The sequence below is a fragment of the Brenneria nigrifluens DSM 30175 = ATCC 13028 genome, from assembly GCF_005484965.1.
Classification (GTDB): Bacteria; Pseudomonadota; Gammaproteobacteria; order Enterobacterales; family Enterobacteriaceae; genus Brenneria; species Brenneria nigrifluens.
Window position 1 is genome coordinate 251,107 of record NZ_CP034036.1, and the last position, 18,907, is coordinate 270,013.

Annotated in this window: 12 protein-coding genes, 4 tRNA genes and 3 rRNA genes; 17 read left to right on the forward strand and 2 right to left on the reverse strand. The window is 54.7% G+C overall.

Translation table 11 applies throughout. The annotated features are described in order from the left end of the window. Window positions 1-80 precede the first annotated feature (80 nt). The 11 genes from pepQ to EH206_RS01180 all read left to right on the forward strand — a co-directional run bounded on the left by pepQ (window position 81) and on the right by EH206_RS01180 (window position 10,291). Window positions 81-1,412, forward strand: a complete 1,332-nt coding sequence (pepQ, locus tag EH206_RS01130) for a Xaa-Pro dipeptidase (RefSeq protein ID WP_009111002.1) — start codon at window positions 81-83, stop codon at window positions 1,410-1,412. Continuing rightward, the gene (locus tag EH206_RS01135) at window positions 1,412-2,026 is read left to right on the forward strand and encodes an IMPACT family protein (protein WP_009111003.1); all 615 of its coding nucleotides are present in this window, start codon (window positions 1,412-1,414) and stop codon (window positions 2,024-2,026) included. The genes pepQ and EH206_RS01135 overlap by 1 nt, the downstream gene beginning before the upstream one ends. Before the next feature lie 40 nt (window positions 2,027-2,066). Next, window positions 2,067-3,518 (forward strand): Trk system potassium transporter TrkH, encoded by a 1,452-nt coding sequence (trkH, locus tag EH206_RS01140; protein ID WP_009111004.1) that lies wholly within the window; start codon window positions 2,067-2,069, stop codon window positions 3,516-3,518. 21 nt (window positions 3,519-3,539) lie between these two features. After that, a complete protein-coding gene (gene hemG / locus EH206_RS01145) occupies window positions 3,540-4,079 on the forward strand; it encodes a menaquinone-dependent protoporphyrinogen IX dehydrogenase (RefSeq protein WP_009111005.1) in 540 nt (179 codons plus the stop codon). A gap of 382 nt (window positions 4,080-4,461) precedes the next feature. Continuing rightward, window positions 4,462-6,003: ribosomal RNA gene (locus EH206_RS01150) — 16S ribosomal RNA — on the forward strand. A 77-nt stretch (window positions 6,004-6,080) separates the two neighbouring features. After that, window positions 6,081-6,157, forward strand: a tRNA-Ile gene (locus tag EH206_RS01155). 115 nt (window positions 6,158-6,272) lie between these two features. Then, window positions 6,273-6,348 (forward strand) — tRNA-Ala (locus tag EH206_RS01160). A 213-nt stretch (window positions 6,349-6,561) separates the two neighbouring features. Next, window positions 6,562-9,671, forward strand: a 23S ribosomal RNA gene (locus EH206_RS01165). A 109-nt stretch (window positions 9,672-9,780) separates the two neighbouring features. Next, window positions 9,781-9,896 (forward strand): 5S ribosomal RNA (gene rrf / locus EH206_RS01170). The 16S, 23S and 5S rRNA genes sit together here with 4 tRNA genes alongside, the layout of an rRNA operon. 234 nt (window positions 9,897-10,130) lie before the next feature. Next, window positions 10,131-10,207, forward strand: a tRNA-Asp gene (locus EH206_RS01175). 8 nt (window positions 10,208-10,215) lie between these two features. After that, window positions 10,216-10,291 (forward strand) — tRNA-Trp (locus EH206_RS01180). Window positions 10,292-10,440: 149 nt separating this feature from the next. Here the strand turns inward: EH206_RS01180 and hdfR are convergent. Then, on the reverse strand, window positions 10,441-11,265 hold the full coding sequence (gene hdfR / locus EH206_RS01185; RefSeq protein WP_009111006.1) for an HTH-type transcriptional regulator HdfR: 825 nt from the start codon (window positions 11,263-11,265) through the stop codon (window positions 10,441-10,443). A gap of 119 nt (window positions 11,266-11,384) precedes the next feature. Here hdfR and EH206_RS01190 point away from each other — a divergent pair, with 119 nt between their 5' ends. Beyond that, complete coding sequence (locus EH206_RS01190) at window positions 11,385-11,723, forward strand: MaoP family protein (RefSeq protein ID WP_009111007.1); 339 nt, start codon at window positions 11,385-11,387, stop codon at window positions 11,721-11,723. A gap of 129 nt (window positions 11,724-11,852) precedes the next feature. Here EH206_RS01190 and EH206_RS01195 read toward each other — a convergent pair whose 3' ends face one another. Further along, window positions 11,853-13,379 carry a YifB family Mg chelatase-like AAA ATPase gene (locus EH206_RS01195; RefSeq protein ID WP_009111008.1) on the reverse strand — a complete coding sequence of 509 codons (1,527 nt, stop codon included), beginning with the start codon at window positions 13,377-13,379 and terminating at the stop codon, window positions 11,853-11,855. A 473-nt stretch (window positions 13,380-13,852) separates the two neighbouring features. Between EH206_RS01195 and ilvL the strand changes: the two genes are divergently transcribed. The 5 genes from ilvL to ilvD all read left to right on the forward strand — a co-directional run bounded on the left by ilvL (window position 13,853) and on the right by ilvD (window position 18,903). Then, complete coding sequence (ilvL, locus tag EH206_RS01200; protein WP_071778504.1) at window positions 13,853-13,951, forward strand: ilv operon leader peptide; 99 nt, start codon at window positions 13,853-13,855, stop codon at window positions 13,949-13,951. Window positions 13,952-14,092: 141 nt separating this feature from the next. Further along, window positions 14,093-15,739: an acetolactate synthase 2 catalytic subunit gene (ilvG, locus tag EH206_RS01205; protein ID WP_009111009.1), complete on the forward strand. Its 1,647-nt coding sequence runs from the start codon at window positions 14,093-14,095 to the stop codon at window positions 15,737-15,739. A gap of 17 nt (window positions 15,740-15,756) precedes the next feature. After that, entirely contained in the window at window positions 15,757-16,020 is a 264-nt protein-coding gene (ilvM, locus tag EH206_RS01210; protein WP_009111010.1) for an acetolactate synthase 2 small subunit, read from the forward strand. Window positions 16,021-16,044: 24 nt separating this feature from the next. Further along, window positions 16,045-16,971 carry a branched-chain amino acid transaminase gene (locus tag EH206_RS01215; RefSeq protein ID WP_009111011.1) on the forward strand — a complete coding sequence of 309 codons (927 nt, stop codon included), beginning with the start codon at window positions 16,045-16,047 and terminating at the stop codon, window positions 16,969-16,971. An 81-nt stretch (window positions 16,972-17,052) separates the two neighbouring features. Then, complete coding sequence (gene ilvD / locus EH206_RS01220) at window positions 17,053-18,903, forward strand: dihydroxy-acid dehydratase (protein ID WP_009111012.1); 1,851 nt, start codon at window positions 17,053-17,055, stop codon at window positions 18,901-18,903. The last annotated feature ends 4 nt before the right edge of the window (window positions 18,904-18,907 follow it).

An 18,907-nucleotide genomic window follows, 5' to 3' on the forward strand; every position in this document is an offset into this window, starting at 1 on the left:
ATCACAAAGCAGCCGACACTGCCGTTGAATCACGGCTGTGTTAAAATGGATGGATAATGCAGTGACAAACAGGGATACCCATGGAAAAGCTGGCTTCTTTATATCACCATCATCTGGTTACGTTGCAGCAGCGGGCGCAGGCGGTGCTGGCGCGCCATCAGCTTGACGCCTTGCTGATTCACTCCGGCGAACTGCTGACGGTATTCCTGGACGATCACGACTACCCATTCAAGGTCAATCCGCAGTTTAAAGCCTGGGTTCCGGTGACCCGAGTGCCGAATTGCTGGTTATGGATTGACGGCGTCAATGCGCCGAAACTGTGGTTCTACTCCCCGGTGGATTACTGGCATAACGTCGCGCCGGTTCCGGAAAGTTTCTGGACGGACGAGGTGGACATTACGGTTCTGCGCAACGCCGATGATATCGGTTCGCTGCTTCCCTCGGCGCGCCGGCGGGTCGCCTACCTCGGTTACGCTCCGCAGCGCGCCCTGAACCTGGGAATTGACGCCGCCAATATTAACCCGCAGGGCGTGCTGGATTATCTGCACTACTATCGCGCCTATAAAACAGACTATGAACTGGCCTGCATGCGCGAAGCCCAGAAAACCGCGGTCGTCGGGCACCGCGCCGCGCACGAGGCTTTTCTGTCCGGCATGAGCGAGTTCGATATCAATCTGGCTTATCTGACGGCCACCGGCCACCGAGATACCGACGTGCCCTACGGCAATATCGTGGCGCTGAATGAGCATGCCGCGGTACTGCATTACACCCAGTTGGAGCATCAGGCGCCGTCGGAAGCGCGCAGTTTCCTGATCGATGCGGGCGCGGAATATAATGGCTATGCGGCCGATCTTACCCGCACTTACTCCGCGCAGAGCGATAATGCATTTGCCGCGCTGGTGAAAGATTTGAATCAGGAACAGCTGAGCCTTATCGACACTATTCGCAGCGGAGTACGCTATACCGATTACCATATTCAGATGCATCAGCGCGTTGCCAAGTTGTTGACGTCACATCGATTGGTTCAGGAGATCAGCGAAGAGGCGATGGTGGAAAAAGGGCTTACCGCGCCGTTCCTGCCGCATGGCCTGGGGCACCCTCTGGGATTGCAGGTGCATGACGTGGCGGGCTTTATGCAGGACGACCACGGTAGCCACCTGGCCGCGCCCGCGCAGCATCCCTATCTGCGCTGCACCCGGATACTGGAGCCCGGCATGGTCGTGACTATCGAGCCGGGCATTTATTTTATCGACTCTCTGCTGGCGCCGTGGCGCGAGGGCGAATTCAGCCGGCATTTCGACTGGCAGAGGATTGATGCGCTGAAACCCTTTGGCGGCATCCGCATCGAAGATAATATCGTTATCCATGAAAAACGGGTGGAAAACATGACCCGCGATCTGAACCTATCCTGATGCAGGCCTACCCCGTACCGGCGGCGCCGGTCAGCATAAGTGAGGAAATCAAGAAAAGCCGTTTTATCACTTTACTTGCGCCGACCGAGGGCGTGGACGCCGCGAAAAACTTTGTGCAGCAGGTGAGGGCGCAGCATTTCGCTGCCAGGCATCACTGCTGGGCGTATGTCGCCGGGGCGCCGGACGATTCCCAACAGCTTGGATTTTCCGATGACGGCGAGCCTTCCGGCACCGCCGGCAAGCCGATGCTGGCGCAGTTGCTGGGGAGCGGCATCGGGGAGATTAGCGCCGTCGTGGTACGTTACTACGGCGGGATCCAGTTGGGGACCGGCGGGCTGGTGAAAGCCTATGGCGGCGGCGTCCAGCAGGCGCTGAAGATGGTATCGCTGCGGGAGAAAGTTTTACAGAAAGAATATGGCTTGCGATGCGACTATGCGTTATTACCTCAGGTTGAATCACTGCTATATCATTTCGGCGGGCGGATATTGCACGGTGATTATGGTGCGGAAGTGACATTGCGTCTGTCTATTCCCGTCAGGGGAGTAGAGGAAGCTGCGCAGAGGTTGCGTGATATCAGCCGCGGCTCGTTGCATTTATTGCCGATTTCACAATAATCCCAGCGCTGGTTTATGAATCATTAAGGAATTTTCTGCAATGCAGTTGCGTGCCATAACCCGTATTGTCGGCCTGCTGGTTATCCTGTTCTCCGGGACCATGTTTATTCCCGGCCTGGTGGCCTTGATCTATCGCGACGGCGCAGGACGGGCTTTCACCCAAACCTTTCTGGTCGCCCTGGCGATCGGCATCGTGCTGTGGCTGCCGAACAGAAAGCAGAAGCATGAGTTGAAATCGCGCGAAGGATTTTTGATCGTCGTATTGTTCTGGACGGTGCTGGGCAGCGTGGGAGCGCTTCCTTTTCTGTTTGCGGAGCATCCTAATCTCGGCGTGACCGATGCGTTTTTCGAGTCCTTCTCCGGGTTGACCACCACTGGAGCAACCACGCTGGTCGGGCTGGACTCACTGCCGAAGGCGATTCTTTTCTATCGGCAAATGCTGCAGTGGTTCGGCGGTATGGGGATCATTGTGCTGGCTGTCGCCATCCTGCCGATATTGGGCGTCGGCGGTATGCAGCTCTATCGCGCTGAAATGCCGGGGCCGCTGAAAGATAACAAAATGCGCCCGCGGATTGCCGATACCGCCAAAACGCTATGGCTGATCTATCTGCTGCTCACCGTCGCCTGCGCCGTATCGCTGTGGCTGGCGGGGATGCCGATTTTCGACGCCATCGGCCACAGCTTCTCAACGGTATCGGTAGGCGGTTTTTCTACCCACGACGCCAGTATCGGCTATTTTAACAACCCGACGATTAACAGCATCGTCGCGGTGTTTTTGTTGATTTCCGGCTGTAACTTTGGCCTGCACTTTGCGGTGTTGAGCGGACGCAGCCTCAAGGTTTACTGGCGCGATCCCGAATTCCGCATGTTTATTTTTATACAGATATCGCTGGTTGCGGTATGCACCTTGGTATTGTGGTTCCATAATGTCTACGCCAGCGGTATGCAAACGCTGAATCAGGCCTTTTTTCAGGTGGTGTCGATGGCGACCACGGCGGGGTTTACCACCGATAGCATCGCCTCCTGGCCGCTTTTTTTACCCGTATTGCTCCTGTGTTCCGCCTTTATCGGCGGGTGTGCCGGGTCGACCGGCGGCGGTTTGAAAGTCATCCGTATTCTGCTGCTTTTTCTGCAGGGTTCCCGTGAGTTGAAACGTCTGGTTCATCCCAATGCGGTATACACCATAAAACTGGGCCACCGTGCGCTGCCGGAGCGGATATTAGAGGCCGTTTGGGGCTTCTTTTCCGCCTATGCGCTGGTTTTTATCGTCAGTATGCTGGCGGTGATTGCGACGGGCGTGGATGATTTCTCCGCTTTTGCCGCCGTTGCCGCCACGCTGAATAATCTGGGGCCTGGGCTGGGGGTGGTGGCGGATAATTTCACTTCAATGAATGATGCGGCAAAGTGGATATTGATTCTGACCATGCTGTTCGGACGCTTGGAGGTGTTTACTCTTTTAGTCCTGTTTACGCCGACTTTCTGGCGGGAATAAAACAGACAAAGGAATAGCGTAATGAAAGCTTTGATATTGTTTTCCAGTACGGACGGGCAGACAAGAGAGATAGCCTCTTATATTGCCAACACGCTTAAAGGGACATTGGCGTGCGATGTCGTCAGCTTATTAAGTAAGCATGATATCGACGTAACTAAATACGATGCGATCCTGATCGGCGCTTCGGTACGCTATGGGCGTTTTAATCCGGCGGTAAACCAGTTTATTCGGCGGCACCTGACGCGCTTACAGCAATTGCCCAGCGCTTTCTTCTCGGTCAATCTTACGGCGCGCAAACCAGAAAAACGCACGTTACAAACCAACGCCTATACGCGTAAATTTTTGCTAAGTTCGCCGTGGCGGCCGGACTTATGCGGCGTTTTCGCCGGCGCGCTGCGCTATCCGCGCTATCGGTGGATTGACCGGGTGATGATTCAGTTGATTATGCGTATGACCGGTGGTGAAACGGATAGCAGTAAAGAGATTGAATACACCGACTGGGATCAGGTTGCGCGTTTTGCCCATGAGTTTGGGCAGATGGCGCGGAAAAAAAGCGCATAGTGCGCTCTTTTTCCGCGCGTTGCCGAAAAAAAACGCACTCAGTCACTTTTTTGCATTTAGCCCTTGTAAGCCGCCGAGAACGCCCTATAATGCGCCTCCACTGACACGGCAACGGCGGCAACGCGGTTGTGATGACGGTAGGAAGCCAGGCAATAATCACTTGACTTCACAGCGGAATTGCATAACATATGCGGCCCGCGCCACGGCGTAACGTGGCACTGCTCTTTAACAATTTAATCAGACAATCTGTGTGGGCACTCACAAGACGATATCCGCAAACGATATACAAAGTCTTGAAGAGTGACTGACAGTAAATTCATTACGAATAAACAGTTATAAATTCTTTGAGCATGCTATTAACGTAGCGAATCAAACAAATCTTAAATTGAAGAGTTTGATCATGGCTCAGATTGAACGCTGGCGGCAGGCCTAACACATGCAAGTCGAGCGGTAGCACAGAGGAGCTTGCTCCTTGGGTGACGAGCGGCGGACGGGTGAGTAATGTCTGGGAAACTGCCTGATGGAGGGGGATAACTACTGGAAACGGTAGCTAATACCGCATAACCTCGCAAGAGCAAAGTGGGGGACCTTATGGCCTCACGCCATCGGATGTGCCCAGATGGGATTAGCTGGTAGGTGGGGTAAAGGCTCACCTAGGCGACGATCCCTAGCTGGTCTGAGAGGATGACCAGCCACACTGGAACTGAGACACGGTCCAGACTCCTACGGGAGGCAGCAGTGGGGAATATTGCACAATGGGGGAAACCCTGATGCAGCCATGCCGCGTGTGTGAAGAAGGCCTTCGGGTTGTAAAGCACTTTCAGCGGGGAGGAAGGCAACAAGCTTAATAATCTTGTTGATTGACGTTACCCGCAGAAGAAGCACCGGCTAACTCCGTGCCAGCAGCCGCGGTAATACGGAGGGTGCAAGCGTTAATCGGAATGACTGGGCGTAAAGCGCACGCAGGCGGTCTGTTAAGTTGGATGTGAAATCCCCGGGCTTAACCTGGGAACTGCATTCAAAACTGACAGGCTAGAGTCTCGTAGAGGGGGGTAGAATTCCAGGTGTAGCGGTGAAATGCGTAGAGATCTGGAGGAATACCGGTGGCGAAGGCGGCCCCCTGGACGAAGACTGACGCTCAGGTGCGAAAGCGTGGGGAGCAAACAGGATTAGATACCCTGGTAGTCCACGCCGTAAACGATGTCGACTTGGAGGCTGTGGTCTTGAACCGTGGCTTCCGGAGCTAACGCGTTAAGTCGACCGCCTGGGGAGTACGGCCGCAAGGTTAAAACTCAAATGAATTGACGGGGGCCCGCACAAGCGGTGGAGCATGTGGTTTAATTCGATGCAACGCGAAGAACCTTACCTACTCTTGACATCCTCAGAAGAGACTGGAGACAGTCTTGTGCCTTCGGGAACTGAGAGACAGGTGCTGCATGGCTGTCGTCAGCTCGTGTTGTGAAATGTTGGGTTAAGTCCCGCAACGAGCGCAACCCTTATCCTTTGTTGCCAGCGATTCGGTCGGGAACTCAAAGGAGACTGCCGGTGATAAACCGGAGGAAGGTGGGGATGACGTCAAGTCATCATGGCCCTTACGAGTAGGGCTACACACGTGCTACAATGGCGCATACAAAGAGAAGCGAACTTGCGAGAGTAAGCGGACCTCATAAAGTGCGTCGTAGTCCGGATTGGAGTCTGCAACTCGACTCCATGAAGTCGGAATCGCTAGTAATCGTAGATCAGAATGCTACGGTGAATACGTTCCCGGGCCTTGTACACACCGCCCGTCACACCATGGGAGTGGGTTGCAAAAGAAGTAGGTAGCTTAACCTTAGGGGGGGCGCTTACCACTTTGTGATTCATGACTGGGGTGAAGTCGTAACAAGGTAACCGTAGGGGAACCTGCGGTTGGATCACCTCCTTAAACTGAAGTGAGATATTGGAAGGTGCAGTGTCCACAACAGATTGTCTGATGAAAATAACGAGCAGAAATACCTTAATAGGCTTGTAGCTCAGGTGGTTAGAGCGCACCCCTGATAAGGGTGAGGTCGGTGGTTCAAGTCCACTCAGGCCTACCAACTCTACTTATCCTTGAAATCTTCGCTGCTGCGTTGCTCATGTGCGTTTGCACACTGCGCTACTCGCAACGAACCTTTCGTCGGCTAAGCGAGTTGGCAGAGGTATGACTGATTTGGGGCTATAGCTCAGCTGGGAGAGCGCCTGCTTTGCACGCAGGAGGTCTGCGGTTCGATCCCGCATAGCTCCACCATTAAAAAGACTTCAGAGCGTATTGGCGACAGTATGCTGCGAAGTATTTGCTCTTTAACAATCCGGAACAAGCTGAAAATTGAAACGACGCAGCTGAACATTACCCGCGAGGGTAATGATTTTGTTGTGTCAGAGTCTCTCAAATAATCGCAGCACGACGTGTTCTCTGTAAGAGGCCCTAGGCCGTACAGAAAGAAACACCTTCGGGTTGTGAGGTTAAGCGACTAAGCGTACACGGTGGATGCCTAGGCAGTCAGAGGCGATGAAGGGCGTGCTAATCTGCGAAAAGCGTCGGCAAGGTGATATGAACCGTTACACCCGACGATACCCGAATGGGGAAACCCAGTGCAATACGTTGCACTATTTCATGGTGAATACATAGCCATGAAAGGCGAACCGGGGGAACTGAAACATCTCAGTACCCCGAGGAAAAGAAATCAACCGAGATTCCCCCAGTAGCGGCGAGCGAACGGGGAGGAGCCCAGAACCATCATCAGTTTGTGTGTCAGTGGAAGCGTCTGGAAAGTCGCGCAACAAAGGGTGATAGTCCCGTACACGAAGATGCACATGCTGTGAGTTCGATGAGTAGGGCGGGACACGAGATATCCTGTCTGAAGATGGGGGGACCATCCTCCAAGGCTAAATACTCCTGACTGACCGATAGTGAACCAGTACCGTGAGGGAAAGGCGAAAAGAACCCCGGCGAGGGGAGTGAAACAGAACCTGAAACCGTGTACGTACAAGCAGTGGGAGCCCCACCACCAAAACACTTCCGGGCCGAGAGGCGATGCGGATGTCGAGGTGACGGTTGTCATCGCGTTTTTTGCGATGAGCAACACACAAAACAAGCCGTGAGTGTTTTGGGGTGGGGTGACTGCGTACCTTTTGTATAATGGGTCAGCGACTTATATTCTGTAGCAAGGTTAACCGAATAGGGGAGCCGCAGGGAAACCGAGTCTTAACTGGGCGTCAAGTTGCAGGGTATAGACCCGAAACCCGGTGATCTAGCCATGGGCAGGTTGAAGGTTGGGTAACACTAACTGGAGGACCGAACCGACTAATGTTGAAAAATTAGCGGATGACTTGTGGCTGGGGGTGAAAGGCCAATCAAACCGGGAGATAGCTGGTTCTCCCCGAAAGCTATTTAGGTAGCGCCTCGTGAACTCATCTGCGGGGGTAGAGCACTGTTTCGACTAGGGGGTCATCCCGACTTACCAACTCGATGCAAACTGCGAATACCGTAGAATGTAATCACGGGAGACACACGGCGGGTGCTAACGTCCGTCGTGAAGAGGGAAACAACCCAGACCGCCAGCTAAGGTCCCAAAGTCATGGTTAAGTGGGAAACGATGTGGGAAGGCCCAGACAGCCAGGATGTTGGCTTAGAAGCAGCCATCATTTAAAGAAAGCGTAATAGCTCACTGGTCGAGTCGGCCTGCGCGGAAGATGTAACGGGGCTAAACCATGCACCGAAGCTGCGGCAGCGAACGTATCACTTAAAACGCTTAACGTGACGGCGAAGCTGGCACGTTCAAGCCACAAAAACGTTGAGTTGGCCTGAGCGCTGACAGACGGCAAGGCGTTTTAAGGATACGTTCGTTGGGTAGGGGAGCGTTCTGTAAGCCGTAGAAGGTGGCCTGTGAGGGCTGCTGGAGGTATCAGAAGTGCGAATGCTGACATAAGTAACGATAATGCGGGTGAAAAACCCGCACGCCGGAAGACCAAGGGTTCCTGTCCAACGTTAATCGGGGCAGGGTGAGTCGACCCCTAAGGCGAGGCCGAAAGGCGTAGTCGATGGGAAACGGGTTAATATTCCCGTACTGGTTGTTACTGCGAAGGGGGGACGGAGAAAGCTAGGTTGGCCGGGCGACGGTAGTCCCGGTTTAAGCGTGAAGGTGGGTGTTTTTGGAAAATCCGGAACACCGTTAACACTGAGGCGTGACGACGAGTCACTACGGTGACGAAGTAACCGATGCTACGCTTCCAGGAAAAGCCTCTAAGCACCAGGTAACAGTCAATCGTACCCCAAACCGACACAGGTGGTCAGGTAGAGAATACTCAGGCGCTTGAGAGAACTCGGGTGAAGGAACTAGGCAAAATGGTGCCGTAACTTCGGGAGAAGGCACGCTGGATTTGGTGAAGTCCCTTGCGGATGGAGCTGAGACCAGTCGCAGATACCAGCTGGCTGCAACTGTTTAATAAAAACACAGCACTGTGCAAACACGAAAGTGGACGTATACGGTGTGACGCCTGCCCGGTGCCGGAAGGTTAATTGATGGGGTCAGCCTTAGGGCGAAGCTCTTGATCGAAGCCCCGGTAAACGGCGGCCGTAACTATAACGGTCCTAAGGTAGCGAAATTCCTTGTCGGGTAAGTTCCGACCTGCACGAATGGCGTAATGATGGCCAGGCTGTCTCCACCCGAGACTCAGTGAAATTGAACTCGCTGTGAAGATGCAGTGTACCCGCGGCAAGACGGAAAGACCCCGTGAACCTTTACTATAGCTTGACACTGAACCTTGAGCCTTGATGTGTAGGATAGGTGGGAGGCTGTGAAGCGTGGACGCCAGTCTGCGTGGAGCCGACCTTGAAATACCACCCTTTGATGTTTGATGTTCTAACGTGGGCCCGTAATCCGGGTTGCGGACAGTGTCTGGTGGGTAGTTTGACTGGGGCGGTCTCCTCCCAAAGCGTAACGGAGGAGCACGAAGGTTAGCTAATCCTGGTCGGACATCAGGAGGTTAGTGCAAAGGCATAAGCTAGCTTGACTGCGAGAGTGACGGCTCGAGCAGGTGCGAAAGCAGGTCTTAGTGATCCGGTGGTTCTGAATGGAAGGGCCATCGCTCAACGGATAAAAGGTACTCCGGGGATAACAGGCTGATACCGCCCAAGAGTTCATATCGACGGCGGTGTTTGGCACCTCGATGTCGGCTCATCACATCCTGGGGCTGAAGTAGGTCCCAAGGGTATGGCTGTTCGCCATTTAAAGTGGTACGCGAGCTGGGTTTAGAACGTCGTGAGACAGTTCGGTCCCTATCTGCCGTGGGCGTTGGAAGATTGAGAGGGGTTGCTCCTAGTACGAGAGGACCGGAGTGAACGCACCACTGGTGTACGGGTTGTGATGCCAATTGCATTGCCCGGTAGCTAAGTGCGGAAGAGATAACCGCTGAAAGCATCTAAGCGGGAAACTTGCCTCGAGATGAGTCTTCCCTGGGACTTCGAGTCCCCTGAAGGGCCGTTGAAGACGACGACGTAGATAGGCCGGGTGTGTAAGCGCAGCGATGCGTTGAGCTGACCGGTACTAATGACCCGAGAGGCTTAACCTTACAACACCGAAGGTGTTTTGAGAGTAGACTCAAAGATAAACGATATTCAGCTTGTTCATGGATTGGTTCTGATGGTTACGGAAGTAACGGTTGGGATAAAATGAATTTGCCTGGCGGCGATAGCGCGGTGGTCCCACCTGACCCCATGCCGAACTCAGCAGTGAAACGCCGTAGCGCCGATGGTAGTGTGGGGTCTCCCCATGTGAGAGTAGGGAACTGCCAGGCATCAAATTAGAAGTAGCAGTGAAATCCAACGGGCAGTTCGCTACTCGATAGAGAGTAGGAAAAAAGCCGAAGGCTTTTAAACGTTGCGCAGCAATGGCCCGTAGGGTGGATCATGAAATGATTCATAAACTGCCAGGCATCAAACACGGATTACCGGGATGACATTCGGTAATCAGGCAAGGGAAAGCTGGCCCGAAAGGGTGGTATCAGGAAGATACACGTAACAGAATCGGTGGAGCGGTAGTTCAGTTGGTTAGAATACCTGCCTGTCACGCAGGGGGTCGCGGGTTCGAGTCCCGTCCGTTCCGCCACCCTATTTAGGGGCGTAGTTCAATTGGTAGAGCACCGGTCTCCAAAACCGGGTGTTGGGAGTTCGAGTCTCTCCGCCCCTGCCAGATAAAAACCCTTCACTTCATCGTGAAGGGTTTTTTGTTTTAATCTTTCGTCTCGCCATTATCCGTTCCATTCTAGCGCTGGCCATGGGTAAACGGAGTCGGCATGCCCGGATTAGCCAGAGCATGCTCAATATCCCCGATAATGCCGTTTATGCTAATTCAATGGGGTTTTTCAGCAACTGCCGAATCAACGCTTGCTGATCGCTGTTTTGCAGCCAAACCGCATAAAACGGACGCACAACGGCCGGCGTATCCCCCAGCACTTTCAAATGCCTGTATTTCTGTGCCCAGTGGCTGGGTAAAAATGCGCAACCGCCGGTCGTCGCCAATAATTTACGCGTCAGATGGGCTGAAGTCGTGGTGAGAACCGGATGCTGTTCGCTCGCCAGCAGGTTATTTTCCTGCTGATGGAAATCAGCCCCCCATTCCAGCTTGATATAAGGCAATTCCTGATTGATTTCATTCGTTGCCGAGGTAAACAGCGAGAGTGAGAAATCACCGAGCAGCTGGCTGGCTAACTCCTCCATTTTGGGCTGTTCCGTGGTAATGAGCAGATCCAACTGGCGTTCATGCAGTTGTTTTACCAGCGAATGGCGCAGGGCGATGCGCGCCTCCAGTTGCAGCAACGGGCGTTGGGCATAAATCGTTTGCAGCCACGGGGTTAAATACGCCTCCCATAGCGACGCGGTGGCCCCGATCGACAGAAGACTATGTTGCTGTGAACGCGCCACCTCTTTTTTAGCCAGCTGCCAGGTGCCGATCAGGCTTTCCGCATAGGGTAAAAGCCGTTCTCCCGCCGGCGTCAGACGGATATTGTTGCGGTGACGGGTGAATAAATTTGCGCCAAGCTGGGTCTCTAATTGACGGATGCGAAAACTGACCGCGGACTGCGTCAGGTAGAGAGATTCTGCGGCGCGACCAAAGTGTCTTGTCCTGCTGACTTCCAGAAAGGTTTTCAGTAATTCGGTATCCACGCCTATCTCCAAAAAAATTTGTCGTGATGATTTAAATGTTTTGTTTTACACATTGTCAAGCCTATCTAATACTCCGCGCCATAAACAGCACGACCATAAAAGAATTAGGAGCGTGTAAGATGGCGGAAAGCTTCTCTACCAGTAATCGTTTTTTTGATAACAAGTTTTACCCACGTGGTTTTTCCCGGCACGGCGACTTTACTATTAAAGAAGCACAACTGTTGGAGCGCCATGGTTATGCTTTTAACGAACTCGATCTGGGTAAACGCGAACCGGTCACTGAGGATGAGGTACAGTTTGTGGCGATGTGCCGCGGCGAACGTAAGGCCGAAACGGATATGGAAAAAATATGGTCCAAGTATATGGATCGTATCCGTCGTCCTAAGCGGTTCCACACGCTGTCAGGCGGTAAGCCGCAAATGGATGCGGTGGAAGAATACATCGAAAGCGACGATTAATAAAAACGGGGCGCAAGCTCAATGCCGATCGTTCAAGGATTGTTGAGCGATCCGCCGGTCGGTGCGAAAAGGGGTCATGGTCTTCCATGAGCCCTTTTTTATTGCGCCGACTGGCGTACCGTCTTCATTTTATTCCAGGTTTTTGTGCAGTTGTATAAGCAGACGATCCATACATCGGTAGTTAAGCGCTTCTGCAAGATGTTTTCTCTGTATATTATCCTGTTCGCCGAGATCGGCGATGGTTCGGGCGACTTTCAGTATTCTGTGCCAGGCGCGGACGGATAATCCCAGTTTACTCATCACCTCTTCCAGATAGGCCGCGTCATCCGATTCCAGCCGGCAATGTTTTTCTACCTCATGGGGATTTAACAGCGCGTTGGTTTTATTGGCCCGCTTAAGCTGCCTCTGCCGTGCGGCCAGAACTCGTTCCCTGACGATCGCGCTGCTTTCCCCCTGATAAACCTGCCGGCGCAATATGCCGGGCGGCAGCAAAGGAACCTCAATCGAAATATCAAAGCGATCCAGAAAGGGACCGGAAAGTTTGCCGAGATAACGTAAAATCTGCCGTGCGGGCAGGCGGTTATGAATGCCCTGATAATGACCGGAAGGGCTGGGGTTCATCGCCGCAACCAGCTGTACCCTGGCTGGATAGCAAACTTTTGCCCGGGTACGGGAGATAATGATTTCTCCTGACTCTAACGGTTCGCGCAGTGAGTCCAGCACGCGGCGCTCAAATTCGGGCAGTTCATCGAGAAACAGCACGCCGTTGTGCGCCAGGGAAATTTCACCCGGTTTAGGCAGCGAGCCGCCGCCGACCAGCGCCGCCATAGAGGCGCTGTGATGCGGCGCCCTGAACGGCCTGGTGCGCCATCGGGTCATGGTGGCGTCGATATTTATCAGGCTATTGATCGCCGCGCTTTCCAGCGCCTCTTCATCGCTCAACGGAGGCATCAGGTTGCCGAGCCGACTGGCTAGCATGGTTTTCCCCGTTCCCGGCGGCCCAAGCAACAGCAGGTTATGTCCGCCGGCCGCCGTGATCTCCAGCGCCCGCTTTGCCTGCTCCTGTCCGATAATATCTTTCAGGTCGGGCTCGTCGTTATTGAACGAGGGGGACTCGGGAATCGTGCTGCAACGCACCAACTCTTCCTCGCCTTGTAAAAACGCGCAAACCTGCAGCAGATGTCCCGCCATCAGCGCTCCTCCCTGCGGGATCAGCGCCATTTCCAGCTTATTGCCGTCCGGCAGGATGAGCTGACGGCCTGATTTTATCGCCTCCAACGCCGCCGGAATGGCGCCGTTGACCGACCGTAGCGCGCCTGAGAGGCCCAACTCGCCGAGAAACTCATAGTGGCTTAGCCTTTCCCCGCGGATTTGCTCCGAGGCCGCGAGAACGGCCAGGGCAATAGGGAGATCGTAACGGCCGCCCTCTTTGGGAAGGTCTGCTGGAGCCAGATTGACCGTAATACGTTTGGCGGGGAATGAGAATCCGCAATTGATAAGCGCGCTGCGTACGCGATCGCGCGCCTCTTTGACGGTGGTTTCCGGCAGGCCAACCAGCGTAAGGGCCGGTAATCCGCTGCTGATGTGCACCTCAATGGACACCTCCGGCGCCTGCACGCCTATCATTGCCCGTGTATAGGTAACTGCCAGTGACATACTGTTCTCCCTTCGATAAGGGAGGCATGATGCGAAATAACGGGTAAGAAAGGGATGAGGGGATGGTGTTTTTGCGCAGTGGTTTTGAAAAATAGTTCCTTTTCGCAATGCATTGCCTGAGGAATGCGTAACCTGTCGCAGAAACGCCTATGGAGCAGGGCGTTATGCGATCTTTACATTGACGTCACGCGGCGGCGAGAGAACTGATATAATCTTCGGACGCCATCCCGGTTGCGCCCGTTTCCCGCGTAACGGTGTTGCCATTAATATACTTATCAATCGCCGAAACGTTTAAATTCCCGGTTGTGCCGACATTAACCTGAATGCCTGCTACCGTAATGATTACATTATATTTTTTAGCAGGGTTTATTCTGAGTTACAGAAAAACACCGAAAAAATTGTTGTCATATCGTGCTGGAATGTGGTAACTCTGTATGTATTCGTTCGACAGTAGATTAATGAACACTCTATTTATGAAAGCTTTCTCCCTAGTGATTAGCCTAGTCGTGATTAGCGTGGTGGTGATTATTATCCCACCGTGCGGGGCAGCACTTGGACGAAGAATGGCTTAGAAATCAGGCCCGAATTCAAGAAAACCCCCGCACCGAAAGGTCGGGGGTTTTTTTTTCGGGCGTAATGTATAACGTAAGGGAGCAGAAAATGGTTAGTGGTACAGAATGCTGTTATTCCCGCAAGATGCTGGAGAAATAACGATGAATGGGGCTCAGTGGGTGGTACAAGCGTTGCGGGCGCAGGGAGTGGACGCCGTTTTCGGTTATCCCGGAGGCGCGATTATGCCGGTCTATGATGCACTTTATGACGGCGGCGTAGAACACCTACTGTGTCGCCATGAGCAAGGCGCCGCCATGGCGGCGATTGGCTATGCCCGCGCAACCGGCAAGGTTGGCGTATGTATCGCCACTTCAGGCCCCGGCGCGACGAACCTGATTACCGGGTTGGCGGATGCGTTGCTGGATTCCGTTCCTATTGTGGCGATCACCGGGCAGGTGGGGTCGGCGCTGATTGGTACCGATGCGTTTCAGGAGATCGACGTACTGGGGTTGTCGCTGGCCTGCACTAAGCACAGTTTCCTGATTGAGTCACTGGAGTCGCTGCCCGAAGTGATGGCCGAAGCTTTCGCCATTGCCGGCAGCGGGCGTCCTGGCCCTGTTCTGATTGATATTCCTAAAGATATTCAACTGGCCGACGGGGATTTCACGCCGTATATTACGCCTGTCGATAACCACGCCGACTTTCCCGCGGCGGATATCGCGCTGGCGCGCGCGATGCTGGCCAAAGCGCAGAAGCCGGTGTTGTACGTTGGCGGCGGCGTGGGTATGGCGCGGGCGGTTCCCGCTTTGCGCGAGTTTATCGCCGCTACCGAAATGCCCTCTGTCGTGACGCTTAAAGGGTTGGGAAGCGTGGATGCCAATCATCCCTGCTATCTGGGTATGATTGGCATGCACGGTACGAAAGCGGCCAACCTGATGGTTCAGCAATGCGACCTGCTGATCGCCGTCGGCGCCCGTTTTGACGACCGGGTGACGGGTAAGCTGAATACCTTTGCGCCCCATGCCGACGTTATCCATATGGATATCGATCCCGCCGAGCTGAGCAAGCTGCGTCAGGCCAACGTGGCGCTGCAAGGAGACCTGAACGCGCTGTTGCCCGCGTTGCAACAGCCGCTGAGTATTGAAGCGTGGCGGCAGCGGGCCGTGATGATGAAAGCCAAATACCCGTGGCGTTACGATCATCCGGGCCAGGCGATTTATGCCCCGGCGTTACTGAAAACGATTTCCGATCGCAAAGCGGCGAATACCGTGGTGACGACGGACGTCGGTCAGCATCAGATGTGGGCGGCTCAGCATATGGCGTTCAGCCGGCCTGAGAATTTCATCACCTCCAGCGGCCTGGGCTCCATGGGATTTGGCGTTCCCGCCGCCGTGGGCGCGCAGGTCGCCCGTCCCGACGATATGGTGATCTGTATTTCGGGTGACGGCTCTTTTATGATGAATATTCAGGAGTTGGGCACCATCAAGCGAAAACGGTTGCCGGTGAAGATCGTGCTGCTGGATAACCAACGATTAGGCATGGTTCGACAGTGGCAGCAGCTGTTTTTTGATCAACGCTATAGTGAAACCAACCTCTCCGATAACCCCGATTTCCTGACGCTGGCAAGCGCTTTTGATATTCCCGGCCAACGCATCACCCATAAAAACCAGATTGACGCTGCGCTGGATGCCCTGTTTAACAGTGAAGGGCCATACCTGCTGCACGTTTCCATCGATGAGTACGAGAATGTTTGGCCGCTGGTGCCGCCCGGCGCCGGTAACGAAACGATGTTAGATAAAACAGAATAATAGCTGGAGAAAACAGAATGACACGCCATCAGCTTTCGATTCAGGCCCGCTTCCGTCCAGAGATTCTGGAGCGTGTACTGCGCGTCGCCCGTCACCGCGGTTTTCAGGTCTGCGCCATGAATATGGCGCAGAGCGCCAATACCAACGATCACATTAATATTGAACTGACCGTTGCCAGTCATCGCCCGATAGATTTATTGTCGGCGCAATTAAGCAAGTTGCTGGATATTGCCTGCGTTGAAATCCAGCCAATGACCGCATCACAACCGTTCAGTGCCTAACACAGAGAGTAAGGAAAATAAAAAATGACCAAGAAAGCCGACTACATTTGGTTTAACGGGGAAATGGTTCCGTGGGCGGATGCTAAAGTTCATGTTATGTCGCACGCCTTGCATTATGGGACGTCGGTATTTGAAGGCGTCCGTTGCTATAACACGCATAAAGGACCCGCGGTGTTCCGTCACCGCGAGCATATGCAGCGCCTGCATGACTCGGCGAAAATTTACCGTATGCCCTTGCAGCAGAGCGTCGACGAACTGATGGAAGCGTGCCGCGCGACGTTACGCAAAAACAACCTCACCAGCGCCTATATTCGCCCGCTGGTGTTTGTGGGCGACGTCGGTATGGGCGTCAATCCGCCGGACGGCTATAAAACCGATGTGATTATCGCCGCCTTTCCGTGGGGCGCCTATCTGGGCGAAGAGGCGCTGGATCAGGGGATCGATGCGATGGTGTCTTCATGGCATCGCGTTGCGGCGAATACCATCCCCACCGCGGCGAAAGCCGGGGGCAACTATCTTTCGTCGCTGCTGGTGGGCAGCGAAGCCCGCCGCCATGGCTATCAGGAAGGGATTGCGCTGGATGTGCACGGCTATGTTTCCGAAGGCGCGGGTGAAAACCTGTTTGAGGTGAAAGACGGCATCATTTTCACCCCGCCGTTTACCTCTTCGGCGCTGCCGGGGATTACGCGCGATGCGATTATCAAACTGGCCAAAGCGTCGGGTTTTGAAGTTCGTGAGCAAGTGCTGTCGCGCGAGTCGCTGTATCTGGCGGATGAAGTATTTATGTCCGGCACCGCGGCGGAAATTACCCCGGTTCGCAGCGTTGACGGCATTCAGGTTGGTATTGGCAAATGCGGCCCGGTAACCAAAAAACTACAACAGGCGTTCTTCGGGCTATTTAGCGGTGAAACCGCGGATAAATGGGGCTGGCTGGATCCGGTAAACCCTTAATCAATACAAGATGACAGACAGAATCAGGTGATGGCGCGCTTCGCCATCGCCCACTAAGTTAATACTGGAGTAAACAAGAGTATGCCTAAGTACCGTTCAGCCACCACCACGCACGGCCGTAATATGGCCGGCGCCCGGGCTCTGTGGCGCGCCACCGGAATGACCGACGACGATTTTGGCAAGCCGATTATCGCGGTGGTTAACTCATTCACGCAGTTCGTTCCCGGCCATGTGCATTTGCGCGACCTGGGAAAACTGGTTGCAGAGCAAATCGAAGCTTCCGGCGGCGTGGCGAAGGAGTTCAATACCATTGCGGTTGACGACGGTATCGCCATGGGGCATGGCGGTATGCTCTATTCCCTGCCTTCGCGCGAGCTGATCGCCGACTCGGTTGAATACATGGTCAACGCGCACTGCGCCGACGCCATGGTGTGTATTTCCAACTGCGACAAAATCACCCCCGGCATGATGATGGCCGCGCTGCGCCTGAACATTCCGGTGATCTTTGTCTCCGGCGGGCCGATGGAAGCGGGGAAAACCAAGCTTTCCAATCAGATCATCAAGCTGGACCTGGTGGATGCGATGATCCAGGGGGCCAACCCCAACGTCAGCGACGCCGACAGCGATCAGATCGAGCGCTCCGCCTGTCCGACCTGCGGTTCCTGTTCCGGTATGTTCACCGCCAACTCGATGAACTGCCTGACCGAAGCATTGGGCCTGTCGCAGCCGGGCAACGGCTCGCTGCTGGCGACCCACGCCGATCGCAAACAGCTGTTCCTCAATGCCGGTACACGCATCGTCGAACTGGCGAAGCGCTACTACGAGCAGGATGACGATCGCGCGTTGCCGCGCAATATCGCCACCAAGGCGGCATTTGAAAACGCCATGACGCTGGATATCGCCATGGGGGGGTCGACCAATACCGTACTGCACCTGCTGGCGTCGGCGCAGGAAGGCGAGGTCGACTTCACGATGGAAGACATCGACCGCCTGTCGCGTAAGGTTCCGCACCTGTGCAAGGTCGCGCCGAGCACGCAGAAATACCATATGGAAGACGTGCACCGCGCCGGCGGCGTGATGGGTATCCTCGGCGAGTTGGATCGTGCCGGCCTGCTGCATCGCGACGTCTATAACGTGCTGGGCAAAACGCTGCCGGAAACGCTCGAAGCCTACGATGTGGTGCTGACGCAGGATGACGGCGTGAAAAAAATGTACTCCGCCGGGCCGGCCGGTATCCGCACCACGCAGGCGTTTTCGCAGGATTGCCGCTGGGATTCGCTGGACGTCGACCGCCGGGAAGGCTGTATCCGTTCCCGTGAGTTCGCCTACAGTCAGGACGGCGGTCTTGCCGTGCTGTACGGCAATCTGGCAGAAAACGGCTGCATCGTGAAGACGGCGGGCGTGGACAAGGGCAGCCTGGTATTCCGCGGTCCGGCGAAGGTTTATGAAAGCCAGGATGATGCGGTAAGCGCGATCCTGGGCGGAAAAGTGGTGGCGGGCGACGTGGTGGTCATTCGCTATGAAGGACCGAAAGGCGGGCCGGGGATGCAGGAAATGCTTTACCCCACCAGCTTCCTGAAGTCGATGGGGCTGGGCAAAGCCTGCGCGCTGATCACCGACGGCCGCTTCTCCGGCGGGACCTCCGGTTTGTCCATCGGCCACGCTTCGCCGGAAGCCGCCAGCGGCGGCACCATCGGCCTGGTGGAAGACGGCGATATGATCGCCATCGATATTCCCGGCCGCAGCATCGTGCTGGACGTGGCGGAAAAAGAGTTGGCGGCGCGCCGTGAAATCGAACTGGCGCGCGGCGACGCGGCCTGGACGCCGCGCAGCCGTGACCGTCAGGTCTCTTTTGCGCTGCGCGCTTACGCCAGTCTGGCAACCAGCGCCGATAAAGGCGCCGTTCGTGACAAGAGCAAGCTGGGAGGCTGATTAT